This window comes from Vibrio sp. FF145, assembly GCF_041439075.1.
GTDB classification, from domain to species: domain Bacteria; phylum Pseudomonadota; class Gammaproteobacteria; order Enterobacterales; family Vibrionaceae; genus Vibrio; species Vibrio tasmaniensis_A.
In genome coordinates this window covers 132224-154661 of record NZ_JBGONH010000002.1, presented here as the reverse complement: position 1 = coordinate 154661, position 22438 = coordinate 132224, and the positions used below count along the sequence as shown (strand labels likewise).

General features: G+C 47.0%; 3 protein-coding genes. 2 read left to right on the top strand and 1 reads right to left on the bottom strand.

Annotation, left to right across the window (positions count from 1 at the left end; translation table 11 throughout):
- Window positions 1-164: 164 nt before the first annotated feature.
- Window positions 165-20537, bottom strand: a complete 20373-nt coding sequence (locus ACED42_RS01635) for a tandem-95 repeat protein (protein WP_371701129.1) — start codon at window positions 20535-20537, stop codon at window positions 165-167.
- Between the two features lie 186 nt (window positions 20538-20723).
- On the opposite strand from ACED42_RS01635, the gene ACED42_RS01630 reads away from it, so the two are divergent.
- A complete protein-coding gene (locus ACED42_RS01630; RefSeq protein WP_017092940.1) occupies window positions 20724-21086 on the top strand; it encodes a hypothetical protein in 363 nt (120 codons plus the stop codon).
- Window positions 21087-21088: 2 nt separating this feature from the next.
- Window positions 21089-22438 (top strand): HlyD family type I secretion periplasmic adaptor subunit, encoded by a 1350-nt coding sequence (locus ACED42_RS01625; protein ID WP_371701127.1) that lies wholly within the window; start codon window positions 21089-21091, stop codon window positions 22436-22438.

Here is a 22438-nt window from a genome sequence, read left to right as displayed (position 1 = left end):
GGACATTTTTATCTGTTCTCAAGTTTATTTAGCGAGACAAAAGCAAATAAAAAAGCCACGCAAAGGCGAGTCTGCATGGCTTTAACGAGGGCAACATTACGCTGCCCTATCTGCTTGTTGGTTTAGACTAAATGTCGGTTCAGACTAAAACCAAGCCCTCTCGATTAAATCGAGCTTTGGTCGAAGTCGTTGCCTTGATCAGTTCCAGTTTGAGAATCTGAATCGAAGCTTCCAGAGTCATCCGTGAAGTCAACACCTTGATCTTGACCACCTGAACTTGTCCAGTCGCTGCCTCCAGATTCCATACCGGCCATGTCCGGTTGCTGCTCTTGAGTAGAACCTTGCATGGTGTATTGATCATCGACCTCAACTTCAACAGAACCGCTAGCACCGTCTATTGAACTACCCAATTCGTCGTAACCTTGGAATTGGATCTCGCTAGTACCTTCATAACCTTCTGGAAGTTCAACGGATACAGGCTGCTCTAGGTTGCCACTGATTGTGAAGCTACCATCACCGTTATCCAGTGCGTTGCTCACAGTAGCGCCCTCAGGTAAGCCAGACATATCAGCGTAATCAACCGATTCGTTACCACTCACCTCATCTGGAATCGAGATAGAGATGGTATCACCCGGTGCCGCGGTTACATCTGCTGTACTGTCTTCAGTTTCAGCATCTTGAGCTTGGTCATCAGCTTGTTGAGCCACTTCCACTTGTTGCTCTTCTGTTTCTTGAGCAGCTTGGACTTGTGGTTCATCACTTTGTACTGAATCATCTTCAACTTGGATGCTTAAGCTGTGACTTGATACTTCACCGCCGTCGTTAACTTCAACATTCATCGCTAAGTTGCCATCGAAGTCTTCGTTCGGCCAGTAAGTCCACTCACCTTCACCTGATTCGGCAAAGAAGCCAGCATCGTTCGCGTCTGCAACATCAACAACTTGTGCAGAATCACTCACGCCCAATTCATCCACCAGCTGTGCATCCGTGATAGTTAGTGAACCATCATCAGCTAAGGCATAACCTTCGCTCGCCGCAGCTTCATCTCCGCCTTGGATATCCACATTGAAGAAGCTTTCGATACGATTTTCGCCATCAGTCGCAATAAACCCAATTTGAACATCACCGGTGTAGTCTTCAGCTGGTGTGAATTGATAGTTACCTTGGTTATCGCTCTCAATTACGCCCTGACCTTCCATCAAGCTCACAGACTCAATGCTCAAGCTATCGCCTTCTGCATCGCTCAGATTCGCTAACATGTCTTCATCAGTGAACGACAAGGTTGCATCCGCTGCGATTTCCGTCGTCGTGATACTGTTAACTTCTGGTGCCGCATTCTCTTGCGAGTCGCCTTCTTTCACGACTACGCCAGTTTGCTCATCATGAAGCACACCATCTTTATCAACCACGTAAGCTATATCTGCTTCGCCAGTGAAGCCTGGTGCTGGTGTGAACGTCCAAGTGCCATCGCCATTATCGACAATCTCACCTTGGCTGCGGTCGGCAAGATGAACCAGTTTCACTTCATCATCGCTGTCGGCATCCACATTCTCAGCCAAACCGATTAGGTCGTCCGCCGTTAGGATGATGGAATCACCCGCTACGGTTTCGAAATCACCAGAATTGATGCCATCTTCAAACGCTTCCGGCTCATCTCCGTAATCAACCGTTGTTGCGCTTACGGTTACGAAGAACTCACCATGGAAGTCTTCAGGAGGCGTCATTTGAATGTTTGAGATATCCCAATCGAACAGGTCGATGTATTGACCCGGCTCGGTGATCATCACGGTATTCACACCATCTGTTACCTCGAATCCAACAGGGAAACCTGTCATCACTAGGTTACTTAGTGTTTCTGAATCATCGACTAGGCCAACATTCAGTCCTAAGTGACCGGTTTCATCCTCACCGAACACCAATGGACCGTCATGGTCAGTTGAAATAACCGCGCCATCTGCGACAGGACGTACGAACACAGGAACATCGAGAACGGTTTCAAACTCACCGTCACTCACGACAACTTGTAGGTCAGAAACACCCGCAAAGTCGCCTGTTGGTGTGAATGTCCACGTACCATCACCGTTGTCTGTTACTTCTCCGCCATCTTCACCGTCGGCGGTGATAATGCGAGAAACAACAAGGTCAGCGGTATCAATGTCACCGAACAAGTTCATCAAGTCGCCAGCATCGAAGGTGAACGCGCCATCTTCGTCTGTGGTCATCATTGCGTTGCCGACATTGAATGGTGCGTCGTTAACCGGAATGACATCCACATTCAGCGAGCCATCAACCATTTCTTCACCGTCAGTCGCTTGATAACCCAGTTCCACTAAGCCATTAAAGTCTTGAGTAGTCACTAAGTGATACATGCCGTCTGGTTGCTGAGTTAAGGTCGCGTTCGCTGGAGCTCGAACTGTGATGCTCTCAATGCTGATCTCGTCGCCATCAAGGTCTGTCACTTGATCCGCGATGTAAGCTGGGTCAATCACCATAACCACATCTTCTTCGCCTTGCATCTCAATCATTGGCGCTTCAGGTGCATCATTCACTGGAGTAACATCGATGTTGCCGTCGACTGAAATTGTCTCTTGGCCATCGCTAACGTTAAACGTCATTGGCACATCGCCGTTGAAGTTTTCGTTTGGCGTAAATGACCAAGTACCATCTTCGTTATCTAGCAACTCACCTAAGCTAGGGTCGATTTGTAGACCCGAAGCTGACAGCTCATCTGCGGTGTTATCGATGTCGGTAGCTTGAGCTAACAACATGTCTTGTGTGATAAGGATGGTGCTGTCTTCGGCTGTGGTTAGTTTCACTTCCTCAGATTCTGGTCCATCGTTCACAGCCAGAACTTCGATACCTGCCGTTGTTGTTGCCGTTGCACCGTCATCATCGGTCACGACCACATCTAGGCTGATATCACCATTAAAGTTCTCGTTTGGCGTGAAGGTCACAGATCCATTATCGTTTTGAACCAAGGTGCCGTCAGAGCCTGAGTAAGTCACGCTTTCAAGCGACACTTCACCATCAACGTCAGAGCTATTAGCAATTAACTGCTCAGGGCTGATTGTGATGGTGCCATCTTCGTTCATTTGGTAAGACGTAGAACCCGCTACCGGCGCATCGTTAACATCCGTTACCGTCACACCAATATTGGCATCGACAGTCTCAGTGCCATCAGTCACTGTGAAGCCAAGATTTACATCGCCATTGAAGTTCTCGTTCGGAGCAAAGCTATAAGTGCCGTCACCGTTATCAGTGAACACACCTTCTGCGCCCGTGTAAGACACGTCAACGATAGACAAGTCATCGCCGTCAATGTCTGCAGCACCTGCTAGTAGGTCTGCATCCGTGAAGATTAGCGTTCCATCTTCCTCAACAGTAAAGTTTTGGTCTTCTGCTGTTGGTAGGTCATTGACTGGGTTAACCGTTAGGTCGACGCCAGCTTGAACAGTTTCAAGGCCATCTGACACATCGAAGCTCAAATCAATGTCACCGTTGAAATCAGCATCCGGAGTGATAGTAAATGAACCATCTTCGTTCGCTGTTACAGTCGCATTGTCACCTGCAGATAGGTTGCTTGCGGTTAGTGCATCACCATCAACATCGGATGCGTTAGCCAGCAACTGCTCTTGAGATAGCGTAATTGAACCGTCTTCATCAACCGAGTAAGCCACGTTTCCGGCCACTGGTGCGTCGTTAACTGCAATAACTTCAATACCAGCGGTGGTTTGAGCCGTTGCACCGTCGTCATCAATAACCGTCACATCAAGGTTGATGTCGCCGTTAAAGTTTTCGTTTGGTGCGAACGTTACCGAACCATCTTCATTTTGAACCAAGATACCGTCTGCACCTGAGTAGCTCACGCTATCAAGCGACACTTCACCGTCCACATCGGAGCTATTAGCAATCAACTGCTCAGGGCTCAATGTGATGGTGCCATCTTCGTTCATTTGGTAAGACGTTGCGCCTGCCACTGGTGCATCGTTAACGTCTGTTACCGTTACGTCGATGTTTGCATCGACTGTCTCAGTGCCGTCAGATACTGAGAAGTCCAGGCTTACGTCACCATTGAAGTTCTCGTTCGGTGCAAAGGTGTAAGTGCCATCGCCATTGTCGGTGAACACACCCTCTGCGCCAGTGTAAGACACATCGGCAACTGAAAGCTCATCACCATCAATATCAGAAGCACCCGCTAGCAGTTGCTCGTCAGTAAAGGTAAGTGAACCGTCTTCTTCAATGGTGTAGGCGACATCTTCTACAACTGCGATGTCATTCACTGGATTCACAGTAAGGTCGGCCGTTGCAACAACTGTTTCAGTACCATCAGAAAGGTCGAAGCTTAGGTCAATATCGCCATTGAAGTCGGCATCTGGGGTAATGGTAAATGAACCATCATCGTTTGCCGTAACTGTAGCGTTATCACCCGCAGTTAGGTTGGCAGCGGTAAGATCATCGCCGTCCACATCCGATGCTTGAGCAAGTAGTTGCTCTTGGCTTAGCGTGATTGAACCATCTTCATCCACTGAGTAAGCCAAGTCACCCGATACTGGTGCGTCGTTGACTGCGATAACATCAATACCCGCAGTCGTTTGAGCGGTTGCACCGTCTTCATCTGCAACGGTGACATCTAGGCTGACATTGCCGTTGAAGTTTTCATTTGGTGCGAAGCTGTAAGTACCATCGCCATTGTCAGTGAAGATACCGTCTGCACCTGAGTAGGAAACGTCGCTAACGGATACATCACCTTCAATATCTGAGCTGTTCGCAAGAAGCTGCGCTTCAGAGATGGTAATCACGTTATCTTCGTCAACGCTGTAGGTCGTTGAACCTGCAACTGGCAAGTCATTGACGGCAATTACGTCGATGCCAGCGGTTGTTTCAGCGGTTGCGCCATCTTCATCCATAACAGACACATCAAGGCTGATGTCACCGTTAAAGTTTTCGTTTGGCGAGAAGGTGTAAGTACCATCACCATTATCAGTGAACACACCATCAGTGCCGCTGTAGCTTACATCGCTGACAAACACTTCCCCTTCAACATCCGAGCTATTCGCCAGAAGCTGTGCATCGCTTAGGGTGATACTGCCGTCTTCTTCAACGCTGTAAGTTGTAGAACCTGCTACCGGTACGTCGTTGATTGGAACCACTTGAACATCAATATTCGCCGACACAACATCTGTACCATCACTCACATCGTAAGTTAGGTCGACATTACCATTGAAGTTCTCGTTTGGAGCAAAGGTATAAGTACCGTCGCCGTTATCCGTAAACACACCTTCGGTGCCTTCGTAGTTAACAGATTCAACAGAAAGGTCGTCGCCATCGATATCCGTTGCACCAGCGAGTAACTGCTCATCAGTGAAGGTCAGTGAGCCATCTTCATTGATGGTATAGTCGTGGTCATAAATAACCGAAAGGTCATTAACTGCTGTTACGGTCACGTCAAGTTCCGCAGGCGTAACCCCACCGTTGCCATCGTCCACGTTATAGCTAATGGAGAATTCACCGTTGAAGTTCTCTTCCGGTGTAATGGTGTAAGTACCGTCACCATTGTCAGTGATAAGAGCGTTCTCAATTGAAACATCTCCAACACTTGGTTCGTTTCCGCCCGTATCACCAGAGTCATCACCTTCATCGCCGGTTAGCAATTCTGAGATATCAATACCGTTTTCATTCGCAAGCGCTTCTTCTGCCGTTGGCAAATCGAACGCATTTTGAGTGCCGACATCTTGACTTGGTACAATAATGCCATTCACGATATCGAATACATGCCAGTGGTCACCCGATGAGGTATCAGATAAATCTGGGCTGAAGGTTTCAACCAATGTATCACCTACAAACACCTGAACTTGTACATCTTCAACACCATCTACATCCCAACTTCTGTTAGTGTAGTTGTGTACTGAATAGTGCATGTCCGCATCTTGGTAGTTTGGAATGGTGATGGTTTCAGGGCCGCCACCATTTGTGTCATCTACATCTTGCTGAACAACGTTACCTTCACCAAGATCATGGCTCATGTCGCGATAGTAAATATGGTCTAGCTCATTGCCATTCTCTGTATCGTAGAGCCATAGGTGGTTATCCATATCACGTGGGCTGTCACCCCATGTGACCACGATACGCATATCTGTTTCTTCAAGTACTTCCGATATTGCGGTTACGCCACCGTTGGTATCTTCACCAGCTGGAACTAGGAAGCTGCTAGTAATAGAGCCTTCTTGTTCAATCGTAACGGTACCTTGGTCAACGACTGAACCTGTAACAGAGTAATTACCTGAATCATCCGTTACTGTGGTGTAGCTATTGCCAACGCTGTCGGTCAGGGTGACTTCTGCACCAGACACTGGATTACTGGTTTCAGCATCCAACACAGTACCGGTAACGGTCGTTTCATCGCCTTGCTCTCCAATAATTGCGGTCATGTCATCGTCTTCAATGTCAGTCGCGAATTGTAGGAGCTCTTCTTGAGTAATGGTGTATGAACCGTCTTCTTCAATGGTTATCGCCACATCAGCAGAAACAATTGGCGCGTCGTTAACTGGGTCAACGGTCAAGCCTAAGTTAGCGGCAATTGGTGTGTCGCCATCGCTGATGCTGTAGGCAACATCGATGTAGCCATTGAAGTTTTCGCTTGGAGTGATTGAGAACGTGCCATCGCCATTGTCGACAATCGTTGCATCGTCACCCACTAATGTTAACTCGGAAGCGACAAGGTCGTCGCCCTCAATATCAGCGGCATTCGCAAGTAACTGCTCCTGTGTGATAGTGATGACATTATCTTCATCAACGTTCGCATAAACATCAGATGTCGTTGGCAAGTCGTTGACTGGGTTTACCGTCAGATCGGCGTTCGTCACAATCGACTCAGTGCCGTCCGAAATATCAAAGCTTAGGTCGATATCGCCATTGAAGTTCGCATCTGGCGTTACCGTAAAGGTGCCATCACCATTATCAACAACGGTTGCATTATCGCCTGCGCTTAAGTTGCTTGCGGTCAGATCATCACCATCCACATCCGAGGCTTGAGATAGCAATTGCTCTTGAGTCAGAGTAATCGAACCATCTTCATCAATGCTGTATGCCAAGTCACCCGATACTGGTGGATCGTTAATTGGAAGAACATCAATACTTGCGCTGGTGGCTACTGTCGCACCGTCTTCATCAGTCACCACGACATCGAGGCTAACATCGCCATCGAAGTTTGCGTTCGGTGCAAAGCTGAATGTGCCGTTACCGTTGTCAGTAAAGATGCCGTCAGCGCCTGTGTAGTTCACGCTATCAATCGCCACTTCACCTTCAATATCAGAAGCGTTCGCCAACAGTTGCTCTGCACTGATGGTGATAACTTCATCTTCGTTTACTGAGTAACTGGTTGAGCCTGCGATTGGCGGATCGTTCACCTCAAGTACAGTGATTCCCGCTGTGGTCGCTTCTGTTGCCCCTTCTTCATCGGTAACAACAACCGCTAAGCTCACATCACCATTGAAGTTCTCGTTTGGCGAGAAGGTGTACGTCCCGTCACCGTTGTCTTCAAACACACCATCACTGCCAGTGTAAGTCACGCTATCAATCGCAACTTCACCTTCAATATCTGAAGAGTTGGCTAATAACTGTTCATTACTGATCGTGATTGAGTTGTCTTCATGCACAGTGTAAGACGTGCTGCCTGCCACTGGTGGATCGTTCTCAGGCGTCACGCTCACATCAATGTTGGCTTGAACCGTATCCGTGCCATCTGACACATCAAAGCTGAAGTTCACATCACCATTGAAGTTCTCGTTTGGCGCAAAGCTGTAGCTTCCGTCACCATTGTCGGTAAGCACACCATCAGCACCCGTATATGTCACACCTTCGACTGTTAGGTTATCACCTTCAACATCCGTTGCACCCGTTAACAGGTCAGCGTCAGTGAAGTTAAGAACCCCATCTTCACCAATAGTGAATGCTTGGTCTTGTGGCTCTGGCGCATCATTGACAGGTGTTACCGTCAAGTCTAGGCCAGCCGCGACCATGTCTTCCCCATCGGTTACATCGTAACTAAATTCGATATTACCGTTGAAGTTTTCACTCGGTGTAATGGTGAAGCTGCCATCGTCGTTCATTTGAACGGTCGCATTTTCATCATTGGTAGTTAGGTTGATTGCTGATAAATCATCACCATCAATATCAACAGCGTGCTCTAGCAACTGCTCTTGAGTTAGCGTGATGCTGTTGTCTTCGGCTGTCACAGCACTGATGTCACCATCAACTTCTGGAGCATCATTCGCTGGCGAGATATGAATCGTCACATCTTGTGTTGCCGTTGCGGTGGTGCCCGTATCAACATCAGTCGACGTCGCATTCACGGTTAGAACCACATCCCCATTGAAGTCACCTGAAGGGATAAACTCTAGCCCTTCTAGCTCGCCAGGTTGCAATGACCAAGTGCCATCACCGTTATCAGTACCTGCAGAAAGCGAGCTGCCTTCCGGCACATCTTCAATCAAAATAGCAAGGTTTTCTGAACCATCGGTATCGGTTAGAGCGGCATCAATATCGAGTGGTACAGGTGTATCTTCGGTACCAATGATTTGGTAATCCGCGTCAGACACTGTGATTTCGATGTTGTCGATACCAAACGACTCATCACTCACACCTTGGTTCAAGGTTGAACCGAAGCCTAACTCAAGTTGGCCGTCTTCAACGGGTACCGTTAGGTTGATTTGGTGCGCTTGGTCGTTCCAACCACTGAAGCCTTCACCTTGCGACACGCCGTGAACAACTTCACCCACTTCATTGCCCGCTGAATCGTACAATGTTGTAGTGCCATCTTGAGTTTGGAACGCCGAGTTGTCTAACGAAGTTAGCTCTTCGCCGCCGACAAAGATTTGGAATGACTCACCATCCCAAGAATCAATTTCGTAGAAACTGAACGAGATATTAACTTCGCTCACATCACTTGGAATGTCGTAAGTTTTGCTGACTGCTTCATCGCCACCAGTGCCACCAATACGACCTAGCATGTCACCTGATTCGAAGCCTTGTGAGCTTTCAGTACCGGTATTCCAACCGTTTGAGCCAGACTCGAAGTTGTCTGACGCAATCACTAGGTCAGACGCAATCGACAGCTCTGGCATATCAACCACAGATTGAACATCAATTGTCGCTTCTGCTGGTACTGTCGCGGTACCGTCATTCACGTCGAACGTCACATTTACATTGCCGTCGAAGTTTTCATTCGGTGCGAATGTGTAAGTACCGTCGCCGTTATCAACCAAAGTACCGCTATCTGAAGCCACATTTTCAACCGATAGGTTATCGCCATCAATGTCGCCCGCATTTTGCAGCAGTTGCTCTTCTGTGAAGGTAAAGCTGGTGTCTTCTTGAGTCACAAATTGTGGCTCACCGACTGTTGGCAAGTCATTAACTGGGTTAACCGTTAGGTCAGCTGTTGCTTGAAGCGTCGCATCACCATCGGTAATGTCGAAGTTCAAATCAATGTCGCCATTGAAGTTAGCATCTGGCGTGATAGTGAAACTACCATCATCGTTTGCAGTAACTGTCGCATCACCACCAACGGTCAGGTTAGCCGCTGTTAAGTCATCGCCATCCACATCACTCGCTTGAGCAAGTAATTGCTCTTGGCTCAGGGTAATTGAACCATCTTCGTCCACGCTGTACGCCAAGTCGCCCGATACCGGAGCATCATTAACAGGCAGAACATCAATGCTTGCGTTGGTCGCTACGGTTGCGCCTTCTTCGTCAGTAACGACAACATCAAGGCTTACATCGCCATCGAAGTTAGCGTTTGGTGCGAAGCTGAATGTTCCGTCACCATTGTCGGTAAAGATACCGTCTGAGCCTGTGTAGCTAACGCTATCAATCGCCACTTCACCTTCGATATCAAAAGCGTTCGCCAACAGTTGCTCTGAACTGATGGTGATAACTTCGTCCTCGTTGACTGAGTAGCTGGTTGAACCTGCGATTGGTGGATCGTTCACCTCAAGTACAGTAATACCCGCTGTGGTCGATTCAGTTGCACCCTCTTCATCGGTAACGACAACATCAAGGCTAACTTCGCCGTTGAAGTTTTCGTTTGGTGAGAAGGTGTAAGTACCGTCACCATTGTCTTCAAAGACGCCGTCTGTGCCAGAGTAAGTCACGCTATCAACGGCAACATCACCTTCAATATCCGAAGAGTTAGCTAGAAGCTGCTCATCGCTGATGGTAATTGAGTTGTCTTCATGAACTGTGTAAGACGTGCTACCCGCAACAGGCGGATCGTTCTCTGGTGTCACGCTGACATCAATGTTGGCCTGAACGGTATCCGTGCCATCTGACACATCAAAACTGAAGTTCACATCACCATTGAAGTTCTCGTTTGGCGCAAAGCTGTAGCTTCCGTCGCCATTGTCAGTAAGAACACCGTCGGCGCCAGTGTAAGTCACACCTTCAACCGATAGGTCATCCCCATCGATATCGGTAGCACCTGTTAGCAAGTCTTCATCTGTGAAGTTCAAGAAGCCGTCTTCGCCAATGCTGAACGTTTGATCTTGTGGTTGTGGAAGGTCATTAACTGGATTAACGGTGAGGTCAGCCGTCGCAACCAGCGTATCGGTACCGTCGCTAATGTCGAACGTTAGATCAATGTCGCCATTGAAGTTCGCATCTGGCGTAATGGTAAAGCTACCATCATCGTTAGAAACAACTGTCGCGTCTCCATCAACAATTAAGTTAGAAGCAGTAAGGTCGTCTCCGTCTACATCGCTAGCTTGAGAAAGAAGTTGCTCTTGGCTCAAGGTAATCGAACCGTCTTCCTCAACGCTGTATGCCAAGTCTCCTGATACTGGAACATCATTGATTGGTAGGACATCAACCGTAATATGAGTATCAACTTGAGCGCCGTCTTCATCTTGAATGGTCACATCCAATTGCACTTGGCCGTTGAAGTTTTCATTCGGTGCAAAGCTACATGTGCCGTCACCATTGATTGAGAAGATTCCGTCTGGGCCGTCGTAGTTGATCTCAACAAGTTGTACGTCACCTTCAATATCAGAGGCGTTCAGCAGAACTTGAGACTCATTAAAGGTCAGTACCGAGTCTTCATCGATAGTGTAAGACGTTGGGCCAGCAACTGGCGGATCGTTCACTTCTAGAACCGTAATGCCCGCAGTCGTCGATACGGCTGCATCGTCTTCATCTACAACAACCACATCTAGGCTAACTTCGCCATTAAAGTTCTCGTTTGGAGAGAAGGTGTATGTACCGTTACCGTTGATTTCAAGCACACCATCACTGCCACTATAGGTAACACTATCAATCGCCACTTCCCCTTCAATATCTGAAGAGTTCGCTAACAATTGTTCGTTGCTGATCGTGATGGAATTGTCTTCATGAACCGTGTAAGACGTGCTACCCGCGACAGGTGGATCATTCTCTGGCGTCACGCTGACATCAATGTTAGCGGTTACCGTATCGGTACCATCTGATACATTGAACGAGAAGTTTACATCGCCATTGAAGTTTTCGTTTGGCGCGAAGCTGTATGTACCATCGCCATTATCGGTTAGAACACCATCTGCGCCAGTGTAAGTCACACCTTCAACGCTTAGGTCGTCCCCTTCAATGTCCGTCGCACCCGTTAATAGGTCTTGGTCATTGAACGTTAACACGCCATCTTCACCGACTGTGAATGCTTGGTCTTGTGCTTCTGGACCATCGTTCACTGGTGAAACTGTTAGCTCTAGGTTGGTAGAGACAACATCATCGCCATCAGACACATCAAACGTAAAGCTAACATCGCCATTGAAGTCAGCATCTGGCGTTAATGTGTAAGTACCATCCCCGTTATCTGTGATAGTTACGCTGTCGTCATCAGTCGCTAAGTTAAGCGCTGTTAGTTGGTCGCCATCTAAATCACGAGCATTAGCTAGCAAGTCTTCTTGCGTAATGATGATAGAACCATCTTCTTCCACTGTTGCTGCAACAGGAAGTGCTTCAGGTGCATGCTCAATGTGTGCGCCTGTCGCGTTAATGTAAATGGTTTGGGAAACCGTTTCAGAATCATCATTCGATAACTCTGTCGCAGTTGCGGTTACATGAACTTCAAGCTGCTCATTGAAGTCTTCTGGTAACTGGATCTGTAGCGCATTTTCGATAGCCGTTGTTGGTAAGTTCACCGTACCATCAGGACCAACCGTCACTTCACCACTGTAGATTTGGCTGTTCACTTCACCCACATCGATTGTGAAGTTGAAGTCTGAATAGTCAGCATCACCGCCGCCATACAAATCTTCAAATCCGTAAACGAGCTCGCCATCTTCATTAACAGTGGTACGCGTATGTTCGATACCATCTTGGTTTAGTTGAGCGCTTGAACCACCATGGAAGATCGCGTCACCATTCTGCCCTTGAACTACAGTTTCAGTGCCATCGGCAGCAACAAATACAAGTTGAGGATCAACCGTATCCATTTTCGCAGGTGAACCATCCTCAGCACGGAACTCGTACTGACCGTCTTGCATCGCGTCAAAGTCATTGTGCTGATGTCCGTTTGGAATCAAGAACAGATTGAAACTTTCACCTTCTTCAACTTGGAAGCTGAACTGGTCTTGTCCTGGAACAAGGTCACCGCCGCCGCCAAATTGTGACGCGTTTTCGTAAACAACCTCAACACCCGTGATATTACCGTCTTCATCGACTTTGTAGTAACCCGCTGCGTTTTGGTAACCTGCCGTTTCACCTTCAAACGTTACTGCAATTTCAGTGTCGTTGTAACTGGTGATGCCGTTCTCTTGGTCATTCAGAACGCCTTCGTTATCGTATTGAATAACCGAACCTTCTGGCACACCATCAACCGTTACGGTAAGTGTTTCAGACAAGTCTTGATCGACAAGCGCCGCTGCAATGTTCAGTTCAACAATGCCGCCTGGCTCAACCAGAATTGCTTCATCATCAACGTTAACGCCGTCGCCATCGGTTATCACAAGATCCGGTGCATCCGCGACCGCTTCAATATGAACGCTAATGTCTTGTTCTACCTCATCAGTGCCGTCGGTAACCGTAAAGCTGAACTGCAGGTCACCACTAAAGTGTTCTTCAGGAACGAAGCTAAACGTGCCATCACCGTTATCGGTTACCGTGCCTTCATCACCAGAGTAATTGATGCTGGTAACGCTAAGGTCATCGCCATCAATATCAATCGCACCGCTCAATAGATCTTCTTGAGTGAACAGGATGCTGCCATCCTCTTCGATGTGGTACATGCCTGGGGCAACAATTGGAATGTCATTCACCGGATTCACGGTCAATGTCATGTCATTGGCGGTACTTAGCTCACCATCACTCACTTCATAGGTGAATGCGATATCACCATTGAAATTTTCCGAAGGTGTTACTGTGTAAGTACCATCGCCATTGTCTACGATACTTGCATTCGGATCGTTGGTTTCTAGCGCGCTAGCAAACAGTTCATCACCATCTTGGTCACTCGCGTTCTCCAGCAACATCGCTTGTGTAACGAGAATTGAACCATCTTCGTCGACATCCGCAACCATTGGTGTTACTTCTGGTGCATCATTAGCGAACTCAACTTTTAGGTCGATGTTTGCAGCCACCACGTCGGTGCCGTCACTCACATCAAACGTTAAGTCAACATTGCCGAAGAAACCCTGCTCTGGCGTTAATGTGTATGTGCCATCACCATTGTCTGTCACATCTACCGTATCACTCGCACTTGTCACGTTCAGTACAGAAAGCTCATCACCTTCAACATCTGTCGCTTGTGCTAGTAGTTCAGCTTCTGTAATGGTGATCGCTTGACCGTCTTCCGTAGTGAAAGACATGTCTGGAACGTCTGGTGCATCATTGATAGGGTTTACGGTTAGGTTAAGGTCAGCTGCAACAGTTTCGATCGCGTCAGTGACATCGTAAGTAAATTCAATCTCACCAAAGAAATCAGCACTTGGTGTAATCGTGAAGCTACCGTCTGGGTTTTCTACAACAACCGCATTTGGATCGTTGGTCGCAAAGTTAACCGCTTCAAGGTTATCGCCATCGACATCCGTTGCATTCGCTAACAGATCCTCTTGAGTGATAGTGATTGAACCATCTTCATCAACAGCGGCTTCAATTGGGCCGCTCACTTCAGGGCCTTCGTTGACAATTTCAACGTCTACTCTTGCAGTACTTGGTGCACTGGCTTGACCGTCACTGATATCGAAGGTCAGATTCACTTCACCGTAGAAGTCCTCTGCAGGTTCGAATGTGAAAGTATTGTCTCCATTGTCTGTTAATGTACCTTGTGATTGGTCAACAAGCAGTAGATTCTCAACATGCAGGATATCGCCATCAACATCGGTCGCGCCAGACAATAGGTCTTTCGCTTCGATGATCATAGAGCCGTTTTCAAGCATTTGGGTGTGCAATGGCTCGCCCGGAACCGGCACATCATTAACAGGTACAACGGTCAGATCTAGATGGGTTGCAACTTCATCGGTGCCATCGAATACCTTGTAATCAATGTCGATTTCACCATTGAAGTTTTCATTCGGCATGAAGGTAAATGTACCATCACCATTGTCGACTAAATCACCGTCATCACCACCGTAAGTGATGTCAGAAATAGACAGCGCATCACCTTCTACATCTGTGGTGTTCGCCAGTAAATCATCAGCACTGAACGCAATACCTTGGTCTTCGTCTGTCGATAGAACCATTGGACCAGAAACGATTGGCGCATCATTCACTGACTCAAAGTTGATGTTAATTATGTTGTCATCAGTCAGTTCACCATCAGAAACTTGGTAACCCAGCTCAATTTCACCGTAGAAGTTTTCATCTGGTGTCACCGTCCAAGTACCATCACCGTTGTCAATCAGTGTTGCATGCTCTGAGTTTTCACCCACTAGCTCGAGATTTTCAATATCAAGGTCGTCGCCATCAATATCAGATGCTTGCGCCAGTAGTTGCTCTTCGGTAATCACAACCGAAGCAAACTGGGCAGAACCATCGGTATCGACAGTAATATTCGGAAGATCAGCCGTTAGTTCGATTTCGTTGTCACCCGCATGGATATTCAACTCAACCGTTTCGGTAATTTCTGAACCGTCTACACCAATCGATGTGAACACGGCTTCATCATGACAAGTTTGTGACACGGTCATATTTTGAACAACATAAGTACCATTTCCTTGAACTGTACCAAGCTCAAAGTAAGACACTGGTTGATCAACCGTTAGCGTGTAATCTGTCTCGAAAGTACCACGGTCTTCTTTGTGGTAAGTCATCGAGTCAATTAGGTCACCGTCCTCATTGAACGCTTTGATTTCTACTTCTGTAAAGTGACGCGATTCTTCCATGAACCAACCACCTAAACCATCTAGGTGGAAACTGATTTCATTGATGTCTTGACCTTCAACTGAAATAGTCAGTTTTTCATCACCACTCAACCCTTGGCGATCGGTATCACCAAGGCCGTGACCTATGTGGGTGTTACCATTCCAAGCACCAAGCGGATCATCGTTACTTTGAACCGTAACCGTTAAATCACCATCCGAGAACTCACGAGTGTAAGGGTCAACTTCTGTACCCCAATCGTCTACGCTCGCGTTATCGTCGAAGGTACCAATTTGCGTAGTATGTGTGCCTTCAGCAAGAGCCCCCTCACTTGGAACAAAGCGTACTTCTGTATCAGCCGGTACTTCTTGCCCTACTTCCAGCACCACCCACTCATCATTAACATTCGCTTCAATGATCCCGTTTTCTGGCGCTTGGTCTAAACGTAGTGCAGGTTCTTCACGAAGCGTCACACCAACCGTTTGATCTTCTTGCGCTTGGATGAAGATCTCTTCGCCCGCTTCTGGCGCATCATTAACTGGATTAACCGTTAGATCGAGTGTGGTCAGAACTTCGTTGTCACCATCACTGATGCTGTATGTGAAGTCTAACTCGCCATTGAAGTTTTCAGTGTGCGTGATGGTGAATGAACCATCGTCATTAGCAACAATTGTCGCGTCAGGGTCGTTGGTTTGCAGGTTAGACGCCGTTAACTCATCACCCTCAACGTCAGTAGCATTTGCAAGCAGCTGCTCTTGAGTAATAGTGATTGAATTATCTTCGTCGACTTCTGCTTCAATACCGGACGTTTCAGGGCCGTCATTGACAGCAATGACATCAATGCCCGCTGTCGTTGTCGCCGTTGCACCGTCTTCGTCAACGACGACAACATCTAGTGAGATGTCTCCGTCGAAGTTTTCATTTGGCGTGAAGGTGTAGGTGCCATTACCGTTATCAACGAACGAACCATCGTCACCAGCGTAAGTAACGCTCGATAGAGCAACATCACCCTCTGCATCTGAAGAGTTCGCTAATAATTGCTCATCACTGATCGTGATTTGGCCATCTTCTTGAACGGTGTAAGATGTCGAGCCCGCTACCGGTGGATCATTCTCAGGCGTAACGCTGACATCAATAACAGCTGATGTTGAATCAGTACCGTCAGAGACATCGAATGAGAATTGAACATCACCATTGAAGTTCTCGTTTGGAGCAAAGCTATATGTGCCGTCGCCATTATCGCTAAGAACACCATCTGCACCTGTGTAGAGCACGTTTTCAATCGACAGTTCATCACCATCAATATCCGACGCGCCGGCAAGCAGGTCAGCATCGGTGAACAGTAACGTACCGTCTTCTTCAATCGTGAACTGTTGATCTTGCGCTTGTGGCAAGTCATTAACCGGATTCACGGTAATGTCTAGACCAACTTGAACTGAACCACCATCGTTATCGATGATATCGAAGTTCAGATCTAGGTCACCGTTGTAGTCGGCGTTAGGCGTAATGGTGTAGCTGCCATCATCATTGTGTTGGATGGTTGCGTTTTCATCGGTCGAAAGGTTAATAGCTTCGAGGTTCTCGCTATCAATATCACCAGCTCGCGCCAATAACTGATCTTGGCTTAGTGTGATTGAGCTGTCTTCGTTGATGGTGTAAGCCAAATCGCCCGATACTGGTGGATCGTTAATTGGCAGTACATCAACATTAATCTGTGTCTCTACCGTCGCGCCATCTGCATCTTGAATGGTCACACCCAGTTGAACCTGACCATTGAAGTTTTCGTTGGGTGCAAAGCTGCATGTACCATCACCATTTACAGTGAAGATACCGTCAGAGCCATCGTAGTTAATGCCAACAAGCTCTACATCGCCTTCGACATCCGAAGCATTCACAAGAATCTGAGATTCACTGAACGTCAGTACCGAATCTTCATCAATGGTGTATGACGTTGGACCCGCAACCGGTGGATCATTCACTTCTAGTACGGTAATGCCCGCAGTGGTTTCATCAATCGAACCGTCTTCATCGGCAACAATAACGTCAAGGTTGATATCGCCACTGAAGTTTTCATTAGGAAGGAAGGTGTAACTGCCGTCACCATTATCTTGGAACACACCATCTGTGCCGCTGTAAGTGACGCTGTCAATCGACACTGCACCTTCAACGTCAGAAGAGTTTGCTAGCAACTGCTCATCAGAAATTGTGATGGCATTGTCTTCGTTGACCATGTATGAGGTTGAACCCGCAACTGGCGGATCGTTCTCAGGAGTCACACTCACATCAATGTTAGCGCTGACTGTTTCTGTGCCATCAGACACATCGAAACTGAAGTTCACATCGCCATTGAAGTTCTCGTTTGGCGCAAAGGTATAAGTACCATCACCGTGGTCGGTCAGTACGCCATCACCACCTGTATAGCTAATACCTTCAACGGTTAAGTCATCGCCATCAATATCGGTGGCACCGGTAAGTAAGTCGGCGTCTGTAAATTGAAGCGTACCGTCTTCTGCGATACTGAATTGTTGGTCTTGAGGAACCGGCAAGTCATTAACTGGGTTAACAGTAAGATCGGCGGTTGCTTGAACCGTGTCAGTACCGTCAGTGATGTTGAATTGAATATCAATGTCACCATTGAAGTTCGCATCTGGTGTGATGGTGAAACTGCCGTCATCGTTAGCTACAACCGTCGCATCACCACCAACTGTTAAGTCACTTGCGGTTAGATCTTCGCCTTCTACATCGGACGCTTGAGACAACAGCTGATCTTGGCTCAGTGTGATTGAACCATCTTCGTTAACGTTGTAAGCCAAATCACCAGACACTGGCGCATCATTGATTGGTAATACGTCAACATTGATGACGGTTTCCACTTCTGCACCATCTTCATCACGAATGGTGACATCAAGCTGAACTTGGCCATTAAAGTTCTCATTTGGAGCGAAGCTGCAAGTGCCGTCACCATTTACTGAGAAGATACCCTCAGGGCCATCGTAGCTAATACCCACAAGCTCAACATCCCCTTCTACATCTGAGGCGTTAAGCAACACTTGAGACTCACTGAAGGTAAGTACTGAGTCTTCATCAATGGTGTAAGACGTAGGGCCTGCAACCGGCGGATCGTTCACTTCAAGAACATTGATGCCCGCGGTCGTTGAGTCGGTCGCACCATCTTCATCAGCAACAACGACATCCAGTGCAATTTCACCGCTGAAGTTCTCATTTGGCGAGAAGGTGTAAGTGCCGTTACCATTGATTTCAAGGACACCATCACTACCCGAGTAAGTCACGCTGTCTACCGATACATCACCTTCGATGTCTGAAGATGTTGCCAATAGTTGTGCATCAGAAATGGTAATCGAATTGTCTTCATTCACCGTGTAGGACGTTGAACCCGCAACTGGCGGATCGTTCTCAGGAGTCACGTTTACATCAATGTTTGCAGACACCGTATCTGTACCGTCTGACACATCGAAGCTAAAGCTAACATCACCATTGAAGTTTTCGTTTGGAGCAAAGCTGTATGAGCCCTCACCCAAGTCAGTCAGTACGCCATCAGTACCTTCATAAGTGATACCTTCAACCGTTAGGTTATCGCCTTCAACGTCTGTCGCGCCTGTAAGCAGATCCGCGTCTGTGAACAGTAAAGTACCGTCTTCTGCAATACTGAACTGTTGATCTTGAGGTACTGGCAGGTCATTAACTGGGTTAACGGTTAAGTCTGCAGAGGCTTGAACCGTATTAGAGCCATCTGAGATATCAAAGCTGATATCGATGTCGCCATTGAAGTTCTCATCTGGCGTGATGGTGAAACTGCCGTCATCGTTAACTACAACCGTCGCATCACCGCCAACTGTAAGACCACTAGCAGTTAGGTCATCGCCTTCCACATCAGATGCTTGAGAAAGCAATTGCTCTTGGCTTAGACGAATCGAACCATCTTCATCGATTGAGTACGCTAGGTCGCCAGATACTGGTGCATCATCGACTGCTGTTACGCTTACGTCGATGTTTGCCGCTACCGTATCGGTACCATCAGACACATCGAAACTGAAGTTTACATCGCCATTGAAGTTCTCGTTTGGCGCAAAGGTGTACGTACCATTGCCATTGTCGGTAAGAATACCGTCACCGCCATCGTAGGTAACACCTTCAACTGACAGGTTGTCACCTTCAATGTCTGTTGCACCTGTTAAAAGGTCGGCATCAGTGAAAACTAGCGTGCCATCTTCTTCGATTTCGAACGTTTTATCTTCTGGTACAGGTGCGTCATTAATAGGACGAACCGTTAAGTCAATTGCGCTGCTTACGGTTTCTTGACCGTCGCTGATATCGAAAGTTAGATCAAGTTCACCGTTAAAATCTGCAGAAGGAACAACCGTGAAAGTGCCATCACCATTGTCTTGAACCGTTGCATCTGCGCCAACTTGAACATTTGAAGCTACCAGCTCATCGCCATCAACATCACTTGCGTATTCGAGTAATTGTTCTTGAGTGAATGTTATGGAGCCGTCTTCATCCATGATGTAAGCCAGATCTTGTTCAGCTTCTGGTGCATCATTTTCACTTTCCACTTTGATTTTGAACGTTTCGCTTACCGTCTCTGAATCAAAGTCGTCTTCTACTTCACTGATAGTCTCTTCGTCAGAAGCTTGAACATCAACGGCAAATGTCTCTTCTACCGTCTGTGAATCTAAATCATCACCGACTTGTTGGTCGTCGGACTCAGAAGATGCAGCATTTGGAGCTGCAGACGTACGTGCAGCTTGGCTTTGTTCTTCGTTACCTTCAACGCTAGAAGCACCTCCAGAACCTGCGGCATTTTCGCCACCGACAGCTTGAGCGCCAGCACCCGCTCCGCCGCCACTACCAGCTGCATTATCTGAGCCAGCTTCAGAAGCCGCACCACCAACTACATTGGATTGAGCTGCATCTGAGTCTCCATCGCTTTCAGGTGTTTCTTCTTGAACAGCCGCACCAGAAACCGATGCTTCTTCCGCATTACCGGCCCCAGTTGGATTGTCTTCCAACGCTTGGTTAACTTCGTCTGCTGCATCCGTATTTTCAGCACCCGTCGCTACCGTCGACGCAATCGTGTTCTGTTGATTTTGTTGATTCTGCTGTTGGGAGGGCGTACCCGCGTCGTTCGTGTCCGTCTGCTCTACCGCGTCATTGAGATCTTCATTTTGGTTGTTTTGGTTATTTTCGCCTGCCATTACAGCCTCCGTTGCTACTAGCTAACTGATCGTATTTAGAGGCATTAAAGGACACCATTTTGGAAAACCAAGTTTTTATACAACTTTTTTCATATTTTTGTTTTTATGCATAAAGAATCAAAAAAAATTTGAAAACTGCCTTTAAAGATCCTTAGTTATTGTGATTAAAACAATTACGGCGGTGGAATGATGATAGACATGACGAGTTTGCTGCGTTCAATCGACAACAACCACAAAGGGCTTCAATTGCTACTAGGCGATTTTTATAAGGACTTTTCAGACGCAGCGATCAACATAGAGATGCTTCATAAAAGTGACCGTTTTGATGAGCTCAACAACTACTCAAAGAGATTAAAGACCATCTTAACTTTACTGTGCGATCAAGACTTACCACCCAAAATGGCCAAATTGGAACATTTGAGTAAGCACGAATTCCCTGCACCTGAAGATCTTTTAGAGGATGTAAAAACTGAATTGCACAACGTCAATCGACAAATCAATCACTTGTTGGACATTAAGGAAGTAATAGATGACAAGTCATCGAGGTAGTCATGAGCAATAACCAAATAGAACATCACTTAAGAAAAGCGCTCGTTTCTAATAATGAGGCTTCTAAGGTCACAGCTGATGACACCATTGTGCTTGGAAGTGCCATGACCAGTGTTCACAAAACGTTGCTCATCATATTCCTACTCGCTTTAGTCGCTATCGCCGTGGCATCACAAGCGCGTATAGACATCGTCGTTTCTGTACGTGGTGAACTGTTGTTGGAATCTGACGTTGAGAAGGTTCAACACCTAGAAGGCGGTATATTGGAAGAGATGTTAGTCCGAAAAGGAGAAGTCGTTTATGAAGGACAGCCGATCGCACGAATTCGCTCACTAGACCGCAACACACAACTCGATACCGTGAATACTGAGATTATTCAGATTGAGCTCGATAAGATTCGTTATGAAAGCTTACGCGACATGGTAGAACCCAACTTCGCTTCTTATATCGAAAAATTTCCAGAACAAGTTCAGGTCAACATGAATACATGGCGACAAGAGTTCTCTAAAAACCGTTCAAATGAAGAGCTCATTACCCACGATATTAAACACAAAAACTCCCTGATTAAATCAATGCTTAAGCGTCGTAAAAGTTCAGAGAACCAACTATCGCTCATTCGCAAACAACTCAACATCAAAAATACGCTTTATAAAGAAGAGATGGCGTCTTATGTCGACGTCCTCAACATGAAAGTACAAGAATCCAATATGGTACGTGAGATTGAGAACCTTGATGAGTCGGTCATGAACGAACGTTTTCAGCTCGACAAACTGGAAAAACAACACCGTGACTTGGTTGAAAATCGAAACTCCGAGTACCAAGCACAAATCATTCAAGCGAATAAAGATCTCAAGCTAAAACGTATCTTACAACCACAACATTCCGACAAGGTTGATCGACTGGTTGTCTACTCACCAGTCGATGGCGTGGTCGACAAACTGCACTTCAATTTCCGCTCAGCTGTGATTCCGCCAGGTGAGAGTATCGCAGATATTGCCCCAATAAATAATTCGCTACACGGCGAAGCGAAGATTCCACGTAAAGACATGGGATTTGTAGAAATCGGACAGGCTGTGAAGGTAAAAATGGATACCTATAATTTCGCTAAATATGGATTTGTTGAGGGAACCATCGCCTCAATCAGCCGCTCGTCTTATGAAGAAGAAGACGCCGAATTCTATTTAGCAGAGATTGAAATTGACCGAAACTTTCTTGAACGAGGAGGCACTCAATACAAATTATCACCTTATATGGAATTTACCGCCGATGTAAAAACAGGCTCGCGTCGCGTGATCGAATACGCAGCGAAGCCAGTGATGTCAGCCATCGAAGATGCTTTCGATGAGAGGTAA